Source organism: Kitasatospora sp. HPM-01-4 (assembly GCF_051374625.1).
Classification (GTDB): domain Bacteria; phylum Actinomycetota; class Actinomycetes; order Streptomycetales; family Streptomycetaceae; genus Kitasatospora.
The window spans coordinates 7,338,240-7,356,456 of sequence record NZ_JBPQGP010000005.1; the positions used below are offsets into that span (position 1 = coordinate 7,338,240).

The window sequence follows — 18,217 nt, forward strand, 5'->3', positions numbered from 1 at the left end:
CGACAGGGTGTCTGACGTGGCGTTTGAATGGCCGAGCACTGATGGGGGCTCAGATGTTAACGTCTGCACCGCCTGCTCGGATCGGGTGCGATCGGCCCGGTGACCTGGGCTGTTCGGATCCGGCGATTCGGGCGGTTCCCATCGATTCCAGCACGAAAGGTCAGCGGACTCCGTTGATATCCAGCTCCCGGCGCTCCCACCGCACCGCGCACGGCCTGCCGCGCCTCGCCACCGCCGTCGCCGCCTCCGCGACCGGTGTGGCGCTGGTCACCGGCATGACCACCGGCGCCGTCCCCGCGTTCGCGGCCACCCCGGCCCAGAACGCGCTGCAGCGTCAGTTCGGCGCCGCGGCAGCCGAGTTCCACGTCCCGGCCGGCGTGCTGCTGGCCGTCTCCTACCAGCAGACCCGCTGGGACTCCCACCAGGGCGCGCCCAGCACCACCGGCAACTACAACGTGATGGGCCTGACCCAGGTCGACGCGGCCGCCGTCACCGCCGCGCTCGCCAAGGGCCCGGGCCCCGAAGCCGACGGACGGGGCGATGGCACCGAGCCGAAGCCGGCCAAGGGCGCGCCGGTGCGGCCCAAGGTCCAGGACGGCCCCGCGCTGCACACCCTGGACGCGGCCGCCAAGCTGATCCACCGTCCGGCCGCCGACCTCAAGCGGGACGCGGCCCAGAGCGTGCGCGGCGGCGCGGCCCTGCTGGCGAAGTACCAGAAGGAGGCCGGGAAGGCCGCCTCCGCCGACCCCGGTGCCTGGTACCAGGCCGTGGCCAGGTTCAGTCAGGCCGGCGACCCGGCGGGTGCCGACGCCTTCGCCGACCGCGTCTTCGCCACGATCCGTACGGGCGCCGCCCGGCACACCGACGACGGCCAGTCGGTCGTCCTCGCCGCGACCCCCTCGCTCAGGGTGGACCGCCCGGTGGCGCGCATGAGCGCCGCCGCCGTGGCCCCGGCGGCGGACGACACCACCCCCGAGTGCCCGGTCGAGCTGGACTGCGACTTCAAGCCGGCCGCCTACGCGCTGACCAACCCGAGCGACCTCACCTCGTTCGGCAACTACAGCAAGGCCAACCGCCCGGACGACGGCGACAAGATCCAGTACATCGTCATCCACGACACCGAGGGCGGCTTCGACTCCTCCATCGGGCTCTTCCAGAACCCGGCCAACCAGGACAGCTCGCACTACATCGTGCGCTCCTCGGACGGCCACGTCACCCAGCTGGTGCACACCAAGGACATCGCCTGGCACGCCGGGAACAAGTCCCTCAACATGCACGGCATCGGGATCGAGCACGAGGGTTACGCGCTCCCCACCGACCGCCCGACCTGGTACTCGGAGCAGCTGTACCAGTCCTCGGCCGCCCTGGTGCGCTACCTGGCCGCCCGCTACGACATCCCGCTCGACCGCCAGCACATCATCGGCCACGACGACATCCCGGGCCCGATCCAGTCGTACGTCGCCGGTATGCACTGGGACCCCGGCACGTTCTGGGACTGGTCGCACTACATGGACCTGCTGGGCGCCCCCGTCTGCGCGAACCTCGGCGGCCCGCTCACCGTCGGCGGCGTGGTCACCATCTCGCCAGCCTTCGACGCCACCAACCAGCCCCCGGTGACCGAGACGGCCGACCGGCCGGAGAACTTCGTCTACCTGCGCACCCAGCCGGACCCGAACGCCCCGCTGATCAACGGCGCCACCACCCAGGCCTCCGACTGGCACGACAAGGCCGTGTACGGCACCAGCTACGTCGTCGCGGACATCCAGGGTGACTGGACCGCCATCTGGTACGACGGCCAGAAGGCCTGGTTCTACAACCCGTCCGGCCAAACCGGCGGTGCCGACAACCGGCCCGGCCGGACCGTGCTCACCCCCAAGCCCGGCCTGGCCTCGATCCCGGTGTACGGCCGCAACTACCCCGAGGCCGCCGCGTACACGCCGTACCCGGGGATCGCCCCGCAGTCCGTGGTGCCGCTGACCGCCACCGTCCCGGCGGGCCAGTCCTACGTCGCCGGCAGTGACGCGCCGGTGCAGTCGGACTTCTTCTACTCGCACACCATCGACGACAGCTCGCCGAACGACTGGACCCTGGTGGTGGGCAAGGACACCTACTACCCGATCCGCTACAACCACCGGCTCGCCTATCTGAAGGCCTCCGACGTCCAGGTCGGCACGGCCGTCACGCCGGGCGGCAGCACCGGCCAGAACAACAACTCCTGACGATCCGTCAGAAGGTCTCCCGCAGTCGGTCCGGTACCGGCTGCGGGAGACCGCGCACCTGTGGTCACCGCTGACCGGCAGTCCGCGAAGGACGGTTGGGGACCGAGGCCCTCAGCCGGCGGCCCGCCGCGCGTACACCTCGATCTCGATCTTCATCCGGGGGTCGGCGAGGCCGCACACCATCATCGTGGCGGCCGGCCGCACCTCACCGAAGCAGCGGCGCAGGACCGGCCAGCAGGGCTCGAAGTCGGCCCGCTCGGGCAGCAGATACCGCACCCGTACGACGTCGGCGAAGGTGCACCCCGCCTCGGCCAGCGCGGCCCCGATGTTGCGCAGGCACTGCTCGGCCTGCTCCACCACGTCCTCGGAGATCGTCATGGCGGTGTAGTCGAAACCGGTCGTCCCGGACACATGGACCCAGTCCCCGTCGACCACGGCACGGGCATAACCGATCTGCTCCTCAAAGGCCGAGCCACTGAGGATCGCACGTCGCTCTGTCATGCGGGGAACGCTAGGCGGACGGTCGCGATACGTCTAATACGGTCACCGGCATGACCTGATATCCCTGGGCGTATGGACCGTCCCGAACTTCCCCTCCCGCAGCTGCACGCCTTCGTCGTCCTCGCCGAGGAACTCCACTTCGGCCACGCGGCCGCACGCCTCGGCATCGCGCAGCCGCCGCTGAGCCAGCAGATCCGCAGGCTGGAGGAGAAGGTCGGCCATCCGCTGTTCAGCCGGGAGCCGGGACGCGTGGAGCTCACCCCGGCGGGCCGGGAGCTTCTGCCGGTCGCCCGGCGGGCCCTCACGGATATCGCCGACGGACTGGCGGCGGCCCGGGCCGTCGGCAGCGGCCGGGCGGGCCGCCTGCGGATCGGCTTCGCCGCCTCCCTCGCCCTGACCGTCCTGCCCGGCCTGCTGCGCACCTTCCGGGAACGCTGCCCCGATGTGCACCTGGACATCCACGAGATGACCTCCGCGCCGCAGCTCGCCGCCCTGCGCGAGGGGGCCATCGACATCGGCCTGCTGCGTGAACCGCCCGCCGAAGATGCGGAGTTGGGCTTCAGAACGGTGCTGACCGAGCCTTTCGCGGCCGTACTGCCGGCCGCGCACCCGCTGGCGTCCCGGCGGACCGTCCCGCTCGCGGCGCTGGCCGACTCGCCCTTCGTACTGCTGCCCCGCGCGGTCGGCCCTCAATTGCACGACCAGATCACCAGCCTGTGCGCCGCGGCGGGCTTCGCGCCGCAGGTGGCCCAGCGGGCGGTGGAATGGCAGACCGTCTGCGCCCTGGTGGAGACCGGGCTCGGGGTCTCGCTGGCCCCCGCCAGCATCCGGCGCATCCGTCTGAAGGGCGTCGCCTTCCGCGGGATCGAGCCGGACGACGTCCGTACCCGGGTCGCCGTCGCCTGGCGCAGGAACGACCGGGACCCCCTGGTCGCCCGCCTTCTCGCCACCGTCAGCCAGGACCGGCCGGGCGGGTAGGACCGGCCGGGCGGGCCGTCGGCTCCGGTAGCGCCACCGGTCGCAGGGGCCGCGGGCCGGGCCCGCCGGTCGGCTCCGCCACCGTCGCCGACCGCCGCCACTGCGAGGAGCCCGGCCTGGTTCGTGTACTCGCGTTGCCGGTGGGCGCCGGTCGCAGGCTTCGGACACGGCGGTCTTTGGATGTTTCTACAACAGGGAATGCGCCCGACGTCAGGACCGTTGTGCGCACCTTCAACAAGGTCGTTCGCACTAGCTTTCTGTCTACGTATGAGCGAGCATTGACGGTCGGGTGCGGGGCGCCCGAGTGCGCCCGCGCGGTTATCCGCAGTCGCACCCGAGGTGTAATTTCTCCTAGCCAGAGAGCCCTATTCATGCGCTTCCTGAACGACCTCAAGCCCGCGTACGACCTCACGTACGACGACGTCTTCATGGTCCCCAGCCGCTCCGCCGTGGGCTCCCGGCAGGGCGTCGACCTCTCCTCCAACGATGGGACGGGCACCACGATCCCGCTCGTCGTCGCCAACATGACCGCGATCGCCGGCCGTCGGATGGCCGAGACCGTGGCCCGCCGCGGTGGTCTGGTGGCCATTCCGCAGGACATCCCGACCGAGGTCATCGCCGAGGTGATCGACTGGGTCAAGCAGCGCCACCTGGTGTACGACACCGCCCTCACCCTGGCTCCCGGCGACACCGTCGCGGACGCGCTGTCCCTGCTGCCCAAGCGCGCGCACAACGCGCTGGTGGTGGTCGAGGACGGCAAGCCGGTCGGCGTGGTGACCGAGGGCGACTGCCAGGGCGTGGACCGCTTCACCAGCCTGTCCGAGGTGATGTCCCGCGAACTGCTGCTGCTGGACGAGGGCATCGACCCCCGCGCGGCGTTCGACAAGCTGAACGAGGCGCACCGCAGGCTGGCCCCGGTCGTGGACGCCCAGGGCCGGCTGGTCGGCATACTGACCCGCAAGGGCGCCCTGCGCGCCACCCTCTACACCCCGGCCGTCGACGCCGCCGGCAAGCTGCGGATCGCCGCGACCGTCGGCATCAACGGCGATGTGGCCGGCAAGGCCAAGGCGCTGATCGAGGCCGGCGCGGACGTGCTGGTGGTGGACACCGCGCACGGTCACCAGGAGTCGATGATCAACGCGCTGCGCGCGGTGCGCGGGCTCGACCCGCAGATCCCGATCGTGGCGGGCAACGTGGTCTCCGCCGCCGGTGTCCGCGACCTGGTCGAGGCCGGCGCGGACATCCTCAAGGTCGGTGTCGGCCCCGGCGCGATGTGCACCACCCGGATGATGACCGGCGTCGGCCGCCCGCAGTTCTCCGCCGTCCTGGAGTGCGCCGCACAGGCCCGCGAGCTCGGCAAGCACGTCTGGGCCGACGGTGGTGTCCGCCACCCGCGCGACGTCGCCATGGCGCTGGCCGCCGGTGCCTCCAACGTGATGATCGGCTCCTGGTTCGCCGGGACCCTGGAGTCCCCGGGCGACCTGCAGACCGCCGCCGACGGCCGCCAGTACAAGGAGAGCTTCGGCATGGCCTCCGCGCGCGCCGTCAACAACCGGACCGTGGGTGAGTCCGCGTACGACCGCGCACGCAAGGGCCTCTTCGAGGAGGGCATCTCGCACTCGCGGATGTTCGTCGACCCGGCCCGTCCGGGTGTCGAGGACCTGATCGACTCGATCATCGCGGGTGTCCGCAGCTCCTGCACCTACGCGGGCGCCAGCAGCCTGGAGGAGTTCCGGGAGAAGGCGATCGTGGGTGTCCAGAGCGCGGCCGGCTACGCCGAGGGCAAGCCGCTGCACTCCAGCTGGGCGTGACGCCCACCGGCACTCGTGACCGTCGGCCGGCCTCCCGCACGCTGCGGGAGGTCGGCCGACGGCGTGTCCGGGCTCAGTTCAGCGGCGTCAGCAGGGCTCGGCTGACCATGCCGACCGAGCCGGAGAGCGCGCGGGTCACCGCCTCGTACGCCAGCGGGGCGCGCCGCAGCTCCCAGAGGCCGAGGACGCTGGCCCAGGCCGCCTCCCGGGCGCGGTCGATGCTCCACACGCCGATCACATGCAGCAGCGGGTCGGCGATCCGCAGCGCCTCGGGCCCGGGCAGCAGCTCCTCGCGGATCCGCGACTCGGCCTGGGCGAGCAGGTCGTTGATGCGGTGGTAGTCGGCCTCGGCCTGCCCGGGCTCCAGACCGAGGGCCTGGCAGCAGTCGAGCACGGACAACGGCAGATCGTGCTCGATGTGGGTGTTCATCCCGGCTAGCGCGAACTGGATCGGGTGGACGCCCGGGTGGCCGCGCAGTTCGAACAGCGGGCGCCAGCAGGCCTTCGGCACGCAGCCCGAGTCTGCGGTGTCGACCGCGTCGAGGAAGCGGGCGGCGAAGACGGCGTCCAGCCGGGCCACTCCCGCGGGATCGTCGAAGTAGGACGCCGCCAGCCGGTCGCGGACCAGCTCGGTCACCGTCAGATACATCGAGTTGAAGACCTCGACGCCGTCTCCCGGGGGGAGCCTCACGGCCAGGTCTCGCATCCGGTCGATCACCTGATCTACCGTCAGGACATCGGTGGTTGTCATCGTGTCCGCCCTCCACGGGTCGTGTCCCTGGGCGTCCACGCTGCCAGTCGCCCGGCGCGCGCGGAATCCGCCGGGCGGGCTACCCGGCGCGTGCGGCGCGGTGCGGGACAGGGTGGACCTGGGGCGGGGCCGGGCGGAGGCCGCCGTGGGGGATCTGCGCGCGGTCGACGGCCGGGCGTGCGCGCGGTCGAAGCCGCAGCCGCGCGGGGGCGTACCCGGTCCGGATCTCCCGGCGCCGGGGTGGCCGGGGCGGGCGGTCCGCCGGCGGCGGCAGGCCCTGCGGTGACGAAATAGGCCGAATGGGTCCAAAATTCCTAAGCAGGGCATATATCTCAGGATGAGCCCTCGAAGGGAGGCCCTCGATGTTCTTCCTCGGACTGCTGCTGCTCGTCGTGAGCGCCGCCTTCGCCGCGCTGATGATCTCGCAGAACCTCGAAGCAGGCTCCAATTACTCGATCATGCTGTTCGGCAACCACATCGCGACCATGAACGCGCTGGAGATCTTCCTCGCCGGTATCGCGCTGACCCTGCTGTTCGCGCTGGGCTGGCTGATGGCCTCCTCGGGGATCCGTCGCCACCGCCGCCGGGCCGTCGCGCGGAGGGCGGACAAACGTGCCGACAAGCTGGCGGCCCGGGAGGCCCGACGAGGGCCGACCGGTGATCCGGAGGTGGACGACGCCGTGCGCGACCTGGACGCCGGGAAGTCGCCACCGGCCACCCGCCGCCACCGCTTCGGCCACTGAGCGGCACCGCCCCGGCCGGGCCCCGGTCCTCGGGGTGCTCGCGCGCCGACCGGACGCGGGCCCGGCACGGCCGGTCCCACGGGTCCCGCCGTGCCGGTACCGGCCGGCAGCGGGGCCCGGCGGCCCTCGCCGCGCGCTCCCCGCCGCCGGCCGGTGAAATTGCGGTGCGCGGCGCGGGCGGGAGTGACACGATGGCCGGGTTCGTACGGCCCCGGTCAGGAGAGTCAGATGCGCCAGGTTCTCGGAAACCCCAAGCTCCCCGTTCTTTCGAGCGTTTCCGAGGATCCCGCCACTCATGAACACCCTGAACATCGGCATTCTGGCGCATGTCGACGCCGGTAAGACCAGCCTGACCGAGCGCCTGCTGTTCGAGACCGGAGCGATCGACCGGCTCGGTTCGGTGGACGCCGGTACCACCCAGACGGACACCGGCGACATCGAGCGCGAGCGGGGCATCACCATCCGCTCGGCAGTCGCCTCCTTCACCACCGCGGGCCCCACGGGCGCGCTGCAGGTCAACCTGATCGACACCCCCGGCCATGTCGACTTCATCGCCGAGGTCGAACGGGCGTTGCGGGTCCTGGACGCGGTGATCCTGGTGGTCTCCGCCGTCGAGGGCGTCCAGGCGCAGAGCCGGGTGCTGATGGCCACCCTGCGCAGGGCGGGCATCCCCGCGCTGATCTTCGTCAACAAGGCCGACCGTACCGGTGCCCGCCACCACGAGCTGCTGGCCGCCATCCGCAGCCGGCTCGCACCCGGGATCCTCACGCTCAACACGGTTGCGGGCATCGGCACTTCACAGGTCCGGGCCAGGCCGTACGCGCTGACGGACCCGGAGTTCCACACCGCTGTCACGGACCTGCTCTCCGTGCACGACGAGGAGCTGCTGACCCGTCTCGTCCTGGACCGGCCGCCGTCCCACGGGGAACTCTGGGAGGGCATCGCCGGCCAGACCGCGAAAGGCCTGGTCCAGCCGCTGATCCTCGGGTCGGCCCGCACCGGTGAGGGGATCTCGACCCTGCTCGACGGCATCACCAGGCTGCTCCCGGTCCCGCCCCGGCCCTCCGGTACCGCGCCGCGCGGCACGGTCTTCGCCGTCGAACGCGGCAGCGCCGGCGAGAAGATCTGCTGCGTGCGCCTGTTCGCCGGCACGGTGGCCCGGGGCGACCGGCTCACTCTCCACCGGCGCGGGGCGGACGGCCGGATCCACCGGTACCAGGCGCGTGTCACCGAGCTGACCGTGGTCGGCCCGCCGGCCTCGGCGGCCCGGGCCGGAGCCGGGAGCATCGTACGGCTGCGCGGCCTGTCCGAGACCCGGGTCGGCGACCGGCTGGGCGCTCCGGGCGGGTCGGAACAGCGCGAGGAGCGGGCCGCCTTCACCCCGCCCGCCCTCGAGACCGTGGTCCGCCCGGCGCGGCCCGATCTCGCGCCCCGGCTGCACCGGGCACTGACCGCGCTCGCCGAGCAGGACCCGCTGATCCAGGTCACGGTGCTGCCCGGCGGCGGGATGTCGGTACTGCTCTACGGCGAGGTGCAGCGGGAGGTGATCGCGGCCAGGCTGCGCGACGAGTTCGCGGTCGAGGCCGTGTTCGAGCCGTCCCGGCTCCGGTACGTCGAGCGGCCGACGGGCAGCGGCGAGGCGTACGAGGAGATCGACCGGCGCGGGCGCAACGAGTTCTTCGCGACCGTAGGGCTGCGGGTGGAGCCCGCGAGCCGGGGCTCGGGGGTGGGCTTCCGCTGGGAGACCGAACTGGGCGCCCTGCCAAGGGCGTTCCACCGGGCCATCGAGGACACCGTGCACGAAAGCCTCCAACAGGGCCTCCACGGCTGGCCGGTGACCGACTGCACCATCACCCTGACCCGTAGCGGCTTCGCGAGCCCCGTCAGCACCGCCGCCGACTTCCGCGACCTGACCCCGCTGGTCCTCATGCGGGCACTCGCGCTGGCCGGGACCAGGCTCTACGAGCCCTGCCACGACTTCGATCTGGAAGTTCCGGCCGAGGCCGTCAACCCGGTCGTCGCCCGGCTCACCGGGCTTGAGGCCGAGATCAGGCAGTCATCCGCCCAGGGGGAGGGCTGGCTGCTCTCCGGCGGCATCCCGCTGCGTCAAGTGCCGGTCTTCAAACGGCAGCTCGCCGCGCTCTCCAACGGCGAGGGTGTCTGGTGGTCCCGCCCCGGTGGCGACCGGCCGGTCACCGGGAAGTCGCCGGGAGCCCACTCGGCCGGCCGGCGGACGGACGGAAACCCGCTCAACCGCGCGGAGTACCTCCGCCACCTGGCACAGCGGGGCGGGCAGGCGGGGTGAACGCCGGCCTCCGGTGCCGCCGGGTCGGCGGCACCGGAGGCGCTGCCGACCCGGGCGGGCAACCGCCCGGGACAGCCGGAGGGACCTGCGGCGGGTGGCCGGCGTCCGAGCGGTCACGCCTGGCGGCGGGCCGGGCGGTAGAAGGGCAGCAGGGCCAGGGCGTAGAACGCGGCGCCGACCGTCATCAGGTCCATCGAGGCGGCCATCGCGACCACACCGGCCAGGGCGGCCAGCGGGCTCCAGAACGGCAGGCGGCGGCGGAGGGCCAGTACGGTCACCAGGGCCAGCAGTCCCAGGTGGAAGAAGACCGGGAGCACCTGGTAGAAGACCGGCAGCACGCCCGGGTGGCTCTGCACCTCGGCGAAGATCCGGTTCTGCTCGGCCAGGGTGTCGGCCCGGAAACCGCTGTAGAGGTCGATCAGGGCCTGGCCCACGGCGGTGACCACGCCGGTCATCGCCGTCCCGTAGCCGAGTACCGCCGCCACCCGGCCGCGCTGGGCGAGCGGCCGGTACAGGTCGCGGAAGACCACGCCGAAGGCCAGCAGCGCACCGAGCAGGCACAGGTGCCCGATGGTCCAGTCGGCGCCCGGCTGGCGCGACCCGGGCAGCAGGCGGACCAGGCCGTACACGCCGAACAGCGCCGGGGCGGCGAGGCGGGCGAGCGGCAGTAGGCGGTGCGTCGAACCGGTGGAGGTGGCGGACAGGGCGGGGGCGGAGGCGGCGATGGTCACGGTGGCGGGTCCTTCGGGGGAGTTCTTCCGGTGCGGCTCGGCGACAGAATGAATCCTGCTCCGTTCGCAGTGGCCTGGGATCGGCGGCGAGGGGGAGTGCGCCACCCAGATCGCTCGGGGGAGGCACGGGCCCCGACTGGGGGGAGGAGTAGGGGAGCGTCCCCTAGGGGCAGCCGCCGGGGCGTCGGCGAGGCCGGGGGCAACGCGCCGGGACCGTCGAGGTCAGGGCGGTGCGGAGGCCGGGACCGGGGCACCGGGGGGCGTGACGAGGGCGGCACGCCCTTCGACCGGATCCGGCGGCCGGGCCGCGCGGTGGCGACGGTCGCTCGGCGGCGGTGTTCCGGTGCCGGTGTAACCGACGGCACAGCCTGCGGTGAACCGCCGGACAGGATCACCGGATCGTACGGCCACAGGCCCGAGTTGACCACCCATCCGCCCAGGGGGACCCGCTGGACCTGGGCGGATGGCCACCCGTCCGGCGGCGGAGCTTTTGCATCGGGGGCGCGTGGTGTGGTCCGCTGTTGGCCTGATGTGCCCGCATGGGCGTTCCCATTGCCGACGAGGAGAGTGACCCATGGCGGGCTTCGGCTGGAAGCTGCACGGCGACGGAAGAAGCCCGGCGCCCGGCGCCGTGGTGAAGCCGGACGAGCGGCTCAGCTGGGGGCGCACCATCGGGCTCGGCGCCCAGCACGTGGTGGCGATGTTCGGTGCGACGTTCGTGGCGCCGGTGCTGATGGGGCTGGACCCCAACCTGGCCGTGATGGTCTCCGGGGTTGCGACCGTCTTCTTCCTGCTGGTCACCGGCGGGCGGATCCCCAGCTACCTGGGCAGCAGCCTGTCCTTCGTCGGCGTGGCCGCCGTGATCAAGGCGCAGGGCGGTGACGCCGCGACGCTGACGGGCGCGCTGCTGGTGGTCGGGGCGGTGCTCGCGGCCTGCGGTGCGGTGGTCCAGGCGGCGGGCGCGAAGGTGATCCACATGGTGCTGCCGCCGGTCGTCACCGGCGCCGTCGTGATGCTGATCGGCTTCAACCTGGCGCCGGTCACGGCCGGGACGTACTGGCCGCAGGACCAGTGGACCGCGCTGCTGACCATGCTGTTCACCGGTCTCGCCCTGGTGGTGCTGCGCGGGTTCTGGTCGCGGATCGCGATCTTCCTCGGCCTGGTGTTCGGGTACGCGCTGTCCTGGGCCTCCGACCGGATCTTCGGCCAGATCCACTCCGCCAACGGCGCCGGGGTGGTCACCGACCACTGGCGCCTCGACCTCTCCGGTGTGAGCAAGGCCGACTGGATCGGCCTGCCGACCCTGCACGCCCCGAGCTTCTCCGCCTCCGCCGTGCTGGTGGCGCTGCCCGTCGTGGTCGCGCTCATCGCCGAGAACGCCGGTCACGTCAAGGCGGTCGGCGAGATGACGGGCGATCCGCTGGACGACCGGCTGGGCGTGGCGATCATGGCGGACGGCGCCGCCACCATGATCTCCACCAGTGTCGGCGGCCCGGCCACCACCACCTACGCCGAGAACATCGGCGTGATGGCCGCGACCCGGGTCTACTCCACCGCCGCGTACTGGTGCGCCGCCGGGTTCGCGATCCTCTTCGGCCTCTGCCCCAAGTTCGGCGCGGTGATCGCCGCGATCCCCGGCGGGGTGCTCGGCGGGATCACCGTCGTCCTCTACGGCATGATCGGCCTGCTCGGCGCCCAGATCTGGGTGCACAACCGGGTGGAACTGACCAACCCGCTGAACCTGGTCCCGGTGGCGGCCGGTGTCATCGTCGGCATCGGCAACGTCTCGCTGAAGATCAGCGACAACTTCTCGCTCAGCGGCATCGCCCTCGGCACCCTGGTGGTGCTGCTCGGCTACCACGCGCTGCGCCTGATGGCCCCGGCGCACATGAAGCAGCCGCAGACCCCGCTGCTGGACGCGGGCACCAGCGAGTACGACGGGGAGTCCCCGGAGCGGTAGGGCGACGTCCCCGGCGCGGGTCCGGCGCGGATCCGCCGATCGGCCGGGGCCCGTACGACATCGCCGTAGCAGAGCTCGTGGCGCCGGCCCGCACGGCCTCCATCCGATGGAGGCCGTGCGGGCCGGCGCCGTACGTTGGTCGAGCCCGGCTCCGCAGCCGTCGGCCGCGATGAGGATCGCCGGCAGCCCGAGGCCGGCCGGGCTCGCATCATGGCCGTCTACCCACCCGACGGGCCGTGCAATCCGGAGCAGGCGGACGAGGTGGCCACTCTGTACGGCGGCGCAGCCTGCCGCCCCTCCCGGACGGACCAGGACACCGGCCGTCGATGGGACCAACTTCCCTTCGGCCGGGCCGGGTTGGCGGCCGGGCGGATGAGGACGGGAACGGGCCGCGCCGGGTGTGCCCCGACTCCCGGTTCCGGGCGGCCGTTTCGAGCCGCAATCCGGGTGCCAGCCGCACCGGCAGTGTCCGCCCGCGCGGCAGCGGACGTCAGCTCCCCTGGTACGCGGGCCAGTTGCGTCCCGTCCGGCTGTCGGGCCGGTCTGCCGGCCCGCTCCGTGGTATTCCCGGTGGTGACGAATCCGGCCAGTGAATCAGGCCACAGCCGGGCCCTCTCCTCCTCCCCCGGGGAGCATGGCAGAATGACGGCAGTAGCAGTGACGTTCAGCGCACTCCGGGGTCGGTGAAACTCCGAACCGGCGGTTACAGTCCGCGACCCGTCCGCAGCCAGCGGCCGGTTGACCAGGTGAAATTCCTGGACCGACGGTTAAAGTCCGGATGGGAGGCGTGCGCGGGCGGACAAGCAGTGCCACGGCCCCACCCGAAGGGCCGTGAAAGGTGTGCCGGGAGGACTCTGTCCCCGGCTCCGGTTCTGTGGCCGGTGCCGAGGAGGGCCCCCGACACCCGGGTGTGTCCCCCTGGGCACCCCTGGGCCTCGCTGTCCGTGTCATCTCCCATGCCACCCCGGAGTCCGCGCCCCAAGCGCGAGGAGAACCCGGGTGTTCACCGGCATCATCGAAGAGCTCGGCGAGGTCGTCTCCATCGAGGAGTTCGGCGACTCCTCGCGAATCCGTCTGCGCGGCCCGGTGGTCTGTTCCGGTGCCCGGCACGGCGACTCCATCGCGGTCAACGGCGTCTGCCTCACCGTTGTCGACACCCCCGATCAACTGGCCGCCGCCAGCGGCGAGTTCAGTGCCGACGTGATGGCCGAGACGCTGAGCCGCTCCAACCTCGGCACCCTGAAGCCCGGTTGCGGGGTCAACCTGGAACGCGCCATGGCACTCGGCGACCGGCTCGGCGGGCACCTGGTCCAGGGCCATGTCGACGCCACCGGCACCCTGCTCTCCCGTGAGCCGGGTGAACGCGACGCCGAGGGCAACCTGCGCTGGGAGGTGCTGCGCTTCTCGCTGCCGCAGAGCATCACCCGGTACCTGGTCGAGAAGGGCTCGATCACGGTGGACGGTGTGAGCCTCACCGTGGTCGAAGCCGCCCTCGACAGCTTCACCGTCAGCCTCATTCCGGCCACCCTCGCCCTCACCACCCTTGGCGGCAAGGGCATCGGCGAGCCGGTCAACCTCGAGGTGGACGTCCTCGCCAAGTACGTCGAGCGGCTGCTCGACACCCGCACGCTGCCCACGACCCCCGCCGCACCGGCGACATCGAAGGACGCCTCGTGAACTGGCTCAACGACACCGCCTTCTCGGTTTTCGGCCAGTCGGTCAAGTGGACGGACATGGCCGGCAACCTGCTCGGACTCCTCGCCCTCGCGCTCGGCTGGCGCCGCTCGATGTGGACCTGGCCGATCCAGCTGCTCTCCGGTGCCGTACTGATCGCGGCCTACCTCTCCGGCCACCTGGCCGGGCTGGTCGGCAAGCAGGGCATCGTGATCGTCACCGCGCTCTGGGGCTGGTACCAGTGGCAGCGCGGCCGCCGCAGGACCGGCGACATCGAGGTCCGCTTCGCCAGCTGGAAGGAGCGCGCGCTGCTGGCCGGCGCCACCGCGCTGGCCACCGTCGGCCTGGCCGAGCTCTTCCTCGCCTTCCCCAAGCTGTCCTGGAGCCCGTGGGCCGACGCCTACATCTTCGTCGGCACGCTGGCCGCGATGTACGCCCAGGCCAGGGGCTGGGTCGAGTTCTGGCTCGCCTGGATCGCCGTCGACATCGTCGGTGTCCCGCTCGCCTTCTCCAGCGGCTACACCTTCTCCGGCCTGACCTACGTCATCTACTTCGCGCTGGTGCTGCTCGGCCTGCGCGCCTGGTGGCTGCGTACCCGCCTTCCCCGTGCCACCGGCACGGCCGTCCTCCAGGGAGCCACGGCATGACCATCCAGCCGGTCCACGACCTCCACCCGGTGCTGGACGACAGCCTCGCCCTCGACCCGGTGGAACACGCCATCACCGACATCGCGCTCGGCCGTCCGGTGATCGTCGTCGACGACGAGGACCGCGAGAACGAGGGCGACATCATCTTCGCCGCCAGTGCCGCCACCGCTGAGCTGATGGCCTTCACCATCCGCTACAGCTCCGGCGTGATCTGCGTGCCGATGACCGGCGCCGAGCTCGACCGGCTCAAGCTCCCCCCGATGACCCAGGTCAACGAGGACCGCAAGGGCACCGCGTACGCGGTCTCGGTGGACGCCCGCGACGGCGTCGACACCGGCATCTCGGCCGCCGACCGGGCGCGCACCGTCAGACTGCTCGCCGCCGAGGCCACCGGGCCCGGCGACCTCACCCGGCCCGGGCACGTCTTCCCGCTGCGCGCGGTCGAGGGAGGTGTCCTGGTCCGCCCCGGCCACACCGAGGCGGCGGTCGACCTCGCCCGGCTGGCCGGACTCCCGCCGGCCGGTGCGATCGCCGAGGTGGTCAACGACGACGGCACCATGGCGCGGCTGCCCGAACTGGTCGCCTTCGCCCGCCGGCACGGTCTGTCGATCATCTCCATCGAGGACCTGATCGCCTACCGCCGCCGCACCGAACTGCACGTCTCCCGTGCCGCCGTCACCGCCCTGCCCACCGAGCACGGCGACTTCACCGCCGTCGGCTACCAGGGCACCCTGGACGGCGTCGAGCACATCGCCCTGGTCGCCGGCGGCCTCGGCGCCGACGGCAAGGTCCCGGACGGCGACGACCTGCTGGTACGGGTCCACTCCGAGTGCCTGACCGGCGACGTCCTCGGCTCGCTGCGCTGCGACTGCGGCCCCCAGCTCCAGGCCTCGCTGCGGGAGATCGCCACCGCCGGCCAGGGGGTGCTGCTCTACCTGCGCGGTCACGAGGGCCGGGGCATCGGGCTCGCCCACAAGCTGCGCGCCTACGAGCTCCAGGAGCAGGGCCGGGACACCGTGGACGCCAACCTCGAACTCGGTCTGCCCGCCGACGCCCGCGACTACAGCATCGGCGCGCAGATGCTCACCGACCTCGGGGTGCGCTCGCTGACCCTGCTCACCAACAACCCGGACAAGATCGCCGCACTCGCCGAGTACGGCCTCGTCGTCAACGGACGGCAGCCGGTCGCCGTCGAGCCCGGTGCCCACAACACCGCCTACCTGCGCACCAAGCGCGACCGGATGGGCCACGAGCTGCCCTGGCTCGACGCCAACTCCTGAACTTCCCTACCAGCAGAAGGACGTACGAACGTGAGCGGCCACGGAGCCCCCGAACTGACCATCGAAGGCGCCGCCGACCTGCGGGTCGCCGTCGTCGCCGCGCAGTGGCACGAGCAGGTGATGAACGGCCTGCTGGGCGGAGCCCACCGCGCGCTGAAGGAGCTGGGCGTCGCGGAGCCCACCGTCATCCGGGTGCCCGGCACCTTCGAACTCCCGGTCGCCGCCAAGCGGCTGGCCGAGCACGGCTACGACGCGGTGATCGCACTCGGCGTGGTCATCCGCGGTGGCACCCCGCACTTCGACTACGTCTGCGAGGCCGCCACCCTCGGTCTCACCCAGGTCGGCGTCGACACCGGTGTCCCGGTCGGCTTCGGCGTCCTGACCTGCGACAACGAGCAGCAGGCCATCGACCGCGCGGGCCTGGAGGGCTCCGCCGAGGACAAGGGGCACGAGGCCGTCACGGCTGCGGTGGCCACGGCGGTCACGCTGCGCGCACTCGCCCGGTAGCGCGGAACGGGGGCGCCGGGCCCGCCCGGCCGGTCGGATACGACCGGCGGCGAACGGCTCGCGCCCCCGGCGCCCGGCCGGTCGGTCGGGCCCTCGCGCGGGCGGTTCCCGGCACCCCGGGAAGGCCGCGGCGGCGTCCAACCGACCGTCCAAGGTCCAAGACCGTTTACCGTCTGTCAGTCCGCAAGCCGTAAGGTGAGCTCATCATGGCTTCCAAGACATTCGAGGAGCTCTTCAACGAGCTCCAGCAGAAGGCCGCCGACGGCGACCCCTCGTCCTCCCGTACCGCGCAGCTCGTCCAGCAGGGCGTCCATGCGATCGGCAAGAAGGTCGTGGAGGAGGCCGCCGAGGTCTGGATGGCCGCCGAGCACGAGAGCGACGAGCGGACCGCGGAGGAGATCTCCCAGCTCCTCTACCACCTTCAGGTGATGATGGTCGCCCGTGGCTTGACGCTCGACGACGTCTACGCCCACCTCTGATCCGTTCCCGTTCACCCCAGACGCACCACAACCCCCTCCACAACGAAGGATTCCTCTCTCATGCTGCGCATCGCCCTCCCCAACAAGGGTTCGCTCTCGGGTCCGGCGGCGGAGATGCTCCATGAGGCCGGCTACCGGCAGCGCAAGGACCCCAAGGAACTGGTGCTGGTCGACCCGGAGAACCAGGTCGAGTTCTTCTTCCTGCGCCCGCGCGACATCGCCGTCTACGTCGGCTCCGGCCGCCTCGACGTCGGTATCACCGGCCGTGACCTGCTGCTGGACTCGGGCGCGGACGCCGAGGAGGTGCTCGCGCTCGGCTTCGCCGGCTCGACCTTCCGCTTCGCCAAGCCGGTCGGCGCCGGGATGAAGGACGTCCGGGACCTGGAAGGCCTGCGGATCGCCACCTCCTACACCGGCCTGGTCGAGAAGCACCTGGCCGAGCAGGGCGTCAAGGCGACCGTCACCAAGCTGGACGGTGCCGTCGAGACCGCGGTCCAGCTGGGTGTCGCCGATGTGATCGCCGACGTCGTGGAGACGGGCACCAGCCTGCGCAACGCCGGTCTGGAGGTCTTCGGCGACCCGATCCTGGTCTCCGACTCGGTGGTGATCCGGCCCAAGGGCGCGGGGGAGGACTCGGGGGTCGAGCAGTTCCTGCGCCGCCTCCAGGGCGTGCTGGTGGCCCGCCGCTACGTGCTGATGGACTACGACATCCGCGCCGAGAAGGTCAGCGACGCCGTGGCGCTCACCCCGGGCCTGGAGTCGCCGACCGTCTCCCCGCTGCACACCGAGGGCTGGGTGGCCGTCCGTTCGATGGTGCTCCGCAAGGAGGCCCAGCGGATCATGGACGACCTCTGGGCGATCGGCGCCCGCGCCATCCTGGTCACCAACATCCACGCCTGCCGGCTCTGACCCCGTCGCCTTGGGCGGATCAGCGGTCGGTACAGTCGGTTGACCCAGCTGTTCGATCCAGCCGTTCGAGTCAGACGATCCAGCGGGCGGCGGTCCGGTCCCGGGCCGCCGCCCGCGCTCGGGAGAACCACCGTGACCACCTCCACCCAGTCCGCCACCACGCCGGTCGAGTCCGTCGCGCTCCCGGTCACCTGGGCACCGCACCGCAACCGGGCCGTGCTGCTCACGCTCTGCTCGGTGCTGCTGGTGCTCTTCACCACGATCGCCTTCGCGATGCCGGACAACTGGCAGCTCAACGACCGGGTGGCGATGGCCTTCAGCGGCCTGCTGTTCGCCGCGGTCGGCGGGATGCTGGCCCGGCCCAGGGTGAGCGCGGACGAGCAGGGCGTCACGGTGGTCAACTTCGTCCGCAGCCGCCGGCTGGCCTGGGCCGAGATCGTCCGGGTCAACCTGCGCCAGGGCGACCCGTGGGTCACCCTCGACCTGGCCGACGGCACCGCGCTGGCCGCCGTCGGCATCCAGCCCGCCGGCGGTCGCGAGCAGGCGGTGCGCGCCGCCCGCGCACTGCGCGACCTGGTCGAGGAACGCGGAACCTCCCGCTGAGGGATCCTTGAAGGGACGGAAGGACACCCCCGGGAACCAAGGAAGCCCGAAGCAGCCGCCAGGACGCCCAAGGGACCTGGGGAAACCTTTCGTCAACCAGCTGGTCATACGCCCGTACA

The 18,217-nt window shown here is 72.0% G+C and carries 16 protein-coding genes and 1 riboswitch; of the genes, 13 read left to right on the plus strand and 3 right to left on the minus strand.

Annotated elements, in window-relative coordinates:
* Window positions 1-173: 173 nt before the first annotated feature.
* Entirely contained in the window at window positions 174-2,219 is a 2,046-nt protein-coding gene (locus tag ACSMTC_RS32045) for an N-acetylmuramoyl-L-alanine amidase (protein WP_436563225.1), read from the plus strand.
* A 111-nt stretch (window positions 2,220-2,330) separates the two neighbouring features.
* On the opposite strand, the gene ACSMTC_RS32050 is transcribed toward ACSMTC_RS32045, so the two are convergent.
* Window positions 2,331-2,720: a RidA family protein gene (locus ACSMTC_RS32050; protein ID WP_436563226.1), complete on the minus strand. Its 390-nt coding sequence runs from the start codon at window positions 2,718-2,720 to the stop codon at window positions 2,331-2,333.
* A 72-nt stretch (window positions 2,721-2,792) separates the two neighbouring features.
* Here ACSMTC_RS32050 and ACSMTC_RS32055 point away from each other — a divergent pair, with 72 nt between their 5' ends.
* Both ACSMTC_RS32055 and ACSMTC_RS32060 read left to right on the plus strand, forming a co-directional pair.
* Complete coding sequence (locus tag ACSMTC_RS32055) at window positions 2,793-3,698, plus strand: LysR family transcriptional regulator (protein WP_436563227.1); 906 nt, start codon at window positions 2,793-2,795, stop codon at window positions 3,696-3,698.
* Between the two features lie 371 nt (window positions 3,699-4,069).
* Window positions 4,070-5,509 carry a GuaB1 family IMP dehydrogenase-related protein gene (locus tag ACSMTC_RS32060; RefSeq protein WP_436563228.1) on the plus strand — a complete coding sequence of 480 codons (1,440 nt, stop codon included), beginning with the start codon at window positions 4,070-4,072 and terminating at the stop codon, window positions 5,507-5,509.
* 73 nt (window positions 5,510-5,582) lie between these two features.
* Here the strand turns inward: ACSMTC_RS32060 and ACSMTC_RS32065 are convergent, their stop codons facing one another.
* A complete protein-coding gene (locus tag ACSMTC_RS32065; RefSeq protein ID WP_436563229.1) occupies window positions 5,583-6,260 on the minus strand; it encodes a DUF5995 family protein in 678 nt (225 codons plus the stop codon).
* A gap of 362 nt (window positions 6,261-6,622) precedes the next feature.
* Between ACSMTC_RS32065 and ACSMTC_RS32070 the strand changes: the two genes are divergently transcribed.
* Both ACSMTC_RS32070 and ACSMTC_RS32075 read left to right on the plus strand, forming a co-directional pair.
* Complete coding sequence (locus ACSMTC_RS32070) at window positions 6,623-7,003, plus strand: hypothetical protein (protein ID WP_436563230.1); 381 nt, start codon at window positions 6,623-6,625, stop codon at window positions 7,001-7,003.
* Window positions 7,004-7,298: 295 nt separating this feature from the next.
* Window positions 7,299-9,308, plus strand: a complete 2,010-nt coding sequence (locus ACSMTC_RS32075; RefSeq protein WP_436563231.1) for a GTP-binding protein — start codon at window positions 7,299-7,301, stop codon at window positions 9,306-9,308.
* A 113-nt stretch (window positions 9,309-9,421) separates the two neighbouring features.
* On the opposite strand, the gene ACSMTC_RS32080 is transcribed toward ACSMTC_RS32075, so the two are convergent.
* Complete coding sequence (locus ACSMTC_RS32080; RefSeq protein ID WP_436563232.1) at window positions 9,422-10,039, minus strand: hypothetical protein; 618 nt, start codon at window positions 10,037-10,039, stop codon at window positions 9,422-9,424.
* A gap of 574 nt (window positions 10,040-10,613) precedes the next feature.
* On the opposite strand from ACSMTC_RS32080, the gene ACSMTC_RS32085 reads away from it, so the two are divergent.
* The 8 genes from ACSMTC_RS32085 to ACSMTC_RS32120 all read left to right on the plus strand — a co-directional run bounded on the left by ACSMTC_RS32085 (window position 10,614) and on the right by ACSMTC_RS32120 (window position 18,098).
* Window positions 10,614-11,999 (plus strand): uracil-xanthine permease family protein, encoded by a 1,386-nt coding sequence (locus ACSMTC_RS32085; RefSeq protein ID WP_436563233.1) that lies wholly within the window; start codon window positions 10,614-10,616, stop codon window positions 11,997-11,999.
* A gap of 666 nt (window positions 12,000-12,665) precedes the next feature.
* A riboswitch (FMN riboswitch) is annotated at window positions 12,666-12,793 on the plus strand.
* A gap of 205 nt (window positions 12,794-12,998) precedes the next feature.
* Window positions 12,999-13,676, plus strand: coding sequence for a riboflavin synthase (locus ACSMTC_RS32090; protein ID WP_436563234.1), 678 nt, complete (start codon window positions 12,999-13,001; stop codon window positions 13,674-13,676).
* A 56-nt stretch (window positions 13,677-13,732) separates the two neighbouring features.
* Window positions 13,733-14,320: a nicotinamide mononucleotide transporter family protein gene (locus ACSMTC_RS32095; protein WP_436564875.1), complete on the plus strand. Its 588-nt coding sequence runs from the start codon at window positions 13,733-13,735 to the stop codon at window positions 14,318-14,320.
* The gene (locus tag ACSMTC_RS32100; RefSeq protein ID WP_436563235.1) at window positions 14,317-15,600 is read left to right on the plus strand and encodes a bifunctional 3,4-dihydroxy-2-butanone-4-phosphate synthase/GTP cyclohydrolase II; all 1,284 of its coding nucleotides are present in this window, start codon (window positions 14,317-14,319) and stop codon (window positions 15,598-15,600) included. Before ACSMTC_RS32095 ends, ACSMTC_RS32100 begins: the two co-directional genes overlap by 4 nt.
* Window positions 15,601-15,630: 30 nt before the next feature.
* Window positions 15,631-16,107, plus strand: coding sequence for a 6,7-dimethyl-8-ribityllumazine synthase (gene ribH / locus ACSMTC_RS32105; protein ID WP_436563236.1), 477 nt, complete (start codon window positions 15,631-15,633; stop codon window positions 16,105-16,107).
* Window positions 16,108-16,313: 206 nt separating this feature from the next.
* Complete coding sequence (locus ACSMTC_RS32110) at window positions 16,314-16,586, plus strand: phosphoribosyl-ATP diphosphatase (RefSeq protein ID WP_436563237.1); 273 nt, start codon at window positions 16,314-16,316, stop codon at window positions 16,584-16,586.
* Window positions 16,587-16,646: 60 nt separating this feature from the next.
* Window positions 16,647-17,495 (plus strand): ATP phosphoribosyltransferase, encoded by an 849-nt coding sequence (gene hisG / locus ACSMTC_RS32115; protein WP_436563238.1) that lies wholly within the window; start codon window positions 16,647-16,649, stop codon window positions 17,493-17,495.
* A 132-nt stretch (window positions 17,496-17,627) separates the two neighbouring features.
* Entirely contained in the window at window positions 17,628-18,098 is a 471-nt protein-coding gene (locus tag ACSMTC_RS32120) for a PH domain-containing protein (protein ID WP_436563239.1), read from the plus strand.
* Window positions 18,099-18,217: the final 119 nt, after the last annotated feature.